3 protein-coding genes are annotated in these 2,621 nt (G+C 67.4%); all 3 read left to right on the forward strand.

The genetic code is table 11. From position 1 onward, the window contains the following. Positions 1–103 precede the first annotated feature (103 nt). Complete coding sequence (locus C5O18_RS08480) at positions 104–820, forward strand: HesA/MoeB/ThiF family protein (protein ID WP_105193124.1); 717 nt, start codon at positions 104–106, stop codon at positions 818–820. Continuing rightward, positions 817–2,124 carry an ABC1 kinase family protein gene (locus tag C5O18_RS08485; protein WP_105193126.1) on the forward strand — a complete coding sequence of 436 codons (1,308 nt, stop codon included), beginning with the start codon at positions 817–819 and terminating at the stop codon, positions 2,122–2,124. The genes C5O18_RS08480 and C5O18_RS08485 overlap by 4 nt, the downstream gene beginning before the upstream one ends. A gap of 222 nt (positions 2,125–2,346) precedes the next feature. Beyond that, positions 2,347–2,621 (forward strand): Calx-beta domain-containing protein (locus C5O18_RS08490; RefSeq protein WP_146089302.1); only part of this gene is annotated, 275 nt, incomplete at its 3' end.

A 2,621-nucleotide genomic window follows, 5' to 3' on the forward strand; every position in this document is an offset into this window, starting at 1 on the left:
TGCCTGCCGCCGGACAGGCTGCCGCCGGACAGGCTGCCGCCGGACCGCCGCGAAGTGGCGTCCGACCCGGGCGGGTACGACCCGTCCGCCAGTGGAGAGCGACATGCTCGATGACGACCAGCTGCTGCGCTACCACCGCCAGATCCTGCTGCCGGAGTGGGATATCGCCGGCCAGGAGAAGCTCTCCGCCGCCACCGTGCTGGTGGTCGGCATGGGCGGCCTCGGCTGTCCGCTGGCGCAGTACCTGGCGGCGGCGGGCGCGGGCCGGCTCATCCTCTCCGATTTCGACACGGTGGAAGTCACCAACCTGCAGCGCCAGGTGCTGCACCACGAGGCCGATGTCGGCCGCCTGAAGGTCGAGTCCNATGACGCGCTGCTGGCGCGCTGGCTGCCGGAGGTCGATGTCGTGGCCGATTGCTGCGATAATTTCGCCACGCGCGAGCGGGTGGCCGCCGCCGCCTGGCGCGCCGGCGTGCCGCTGGTGTCGGGCGCGGCCATCGGCTGGCAGGGCCAGCTGGCGGTGTTCGACCCGCGTGCGCGCGAGTCGGCCTGCTATCACTGCCTGTATCCGCCGGGGGGTGACGACGAGGCGCCGACCTGCAGCGAGAACGGCGTCATGGCCACCACGGTGGCGGTGATCGGCAGCTGGCAGGCGCAGGAAGTGCTCAAGGTCATCGCCGGCACCGGGACGACGCTGAGCGGTCGCCTGCTGTGCTGGGACGGCCTGCGCAATGACGTGCGCAAGCTGCATGCGGCGAGGGATCCGGCCTGTCCGGTGTGTTCGGCCCGGCAGGGCGCAAGGGAAGGGGAGACGGCATGAATCACTACGCGAACTGGGGCAACGCCCTCAAGGGCCTGCTGCGCATCGGCCAGACCACCACCGTGCTGGCGGCCACCGGGCTGGCCTGGGCCACCGGCGAACGCCCGCCGCTGCCGCGCCTGCTGCGCCTGACTTTCGAGCGTCTGGGCGCGACCTACGTCAAGCTCGGCCAGTTCATCGCCAGCTCGCCCTCGCTGTTCCCGGCCGACTACGTCAACGAGTTCCAGCACTGCCTGGACAAGACCGAGCCGCTGCCCTTCGCCATCATGAAGGATGTGCTGGAGCGCGAGCTGCAGCGGCCGCTGGATGAGGTCTTCGCCGAAATCGACGAAATTCCGCTGGCATCGGCATCGATCGCGCAGGTTCATGCCGCGAAGCTGGTGACCGGTGAGGCGGTGGTGATCAAGATCCAGAAGCCGGGCGTCGAGAACGTCCTGCTCACCGACCTGAACTTCCTCTATGTCGCCGCCGTGCTGATGGAGCGCGCGCTGCCCAAGCTCAAGTTCGCCTCGCTGTCGGGCATCGTCAGCGAGATCCAGGCCTGCATGATGGAAGAGGTCGACTTCTACAAGGAGGCGAAGAATCTCGAGCAGTTCCGCGCCTTCCTGCAGAAGACCGGCAACACCCAGGCCACCGCGCCGCGCACCTACCCGGAGGCGTCCAGCCTGCGCGTGCTGACCATGGAGCGTTTCTACGGCGTGCCGCTGACCGACCTGGAGACCATCCGCAAGTACACCAAGGATCCGGCCGGCACGCTGGTGGCCGCGCTCAACACCTGGTTCTCCAGCCTGATGATGTGCGAGAGCTTCCACGCCGACCTGCACGCCGGCAACCTCATGGTGCTCACCGACGGCCGCCTCGGCTTCATCGACTTCGGCATCGTCGGCCGCATCGCGCCGGAGACCTGGTCATCGACCATGGCCTTCATCGAGTCGCTGAGCGAAGGCGACTTCGTCAAGATGGCCGACAGCATGTCGGTCATCGGCATGACCAAGCGCAAGGTCGACAAGGTGCAGCTGGCGAAGGACCTGGAGGCCATCTACGGGGCCGCCACCCAGGTCGATCCGGAGCAGGTGGTGAACGCGCTGGCCAACGACAGCGAGATCAACAAGCTCATGCTGGAGATCGTCGCGGTCGGCGAGCGCCACGGCATCCGCTTCCCGCGCGCCTTCGCCCTGCTGCTCAAGCAGATGCTCTATTTCGACCGCTACATCCGCATCCTGGCACCGGACATGAACCTGTTCGACGACGAGCGCCTGGAGTTCCTCGGCGGCGACGCCGGCAAGCCGCGCCTGCTGCACTGACGCCAGGCCCTCCGGGCCCCGCCGTTTCGAAAAAGGCCGCCCTGGCAACGCCAGGGCGGCCTTTTTCATGTCTGCCTTTCGCTTTGTTTCCGGTTGGTGGCCACCCTGCCGGCGGCGGGTTGCATTCCGGTAACGACTGCGCCAGTATCAAAAAAATAACAAAAGTTACATAAAAACAACAAAGCACGCAGCCCGTCGCGGCCAGCGCTGCCGGAGCCTGTCATGGTCCTGTTTCGTCTTTCCCTCGCCGTGCTGGCGGTCGTCCTCATGTCCGCCTGCAATGGCGGCTCCTCCTCGCGTGATGCCGGCAGCGGCGCCGAGGCGCGTCCGACGCTGAGCGCCGATGATCTGGTCGAGGCCGAAGGCGATGTCACGCGCGAGCTGCCGGTGGTGCTGCGCTTGTCCGCCGCGGCGGCTGGCGAGGTCGTGGTGCGGGTGCGCAGCGAAGATGGCTCGGCGCTGGCCGGCGAGGACTATACGGCAGTGGACCGTGATGT

The organism is Amnimonas aquatica (assembly GCF_002943415.1).
In the GTDB taxonomy this organism is placed as follows: domain Bacteria; phylum Pseudomonadota; class Gammaproteobacteria; order Pseudomonadales; family Moraxellaceae; genus Perlucidibaca; species Perlucidibaca aquatica_A.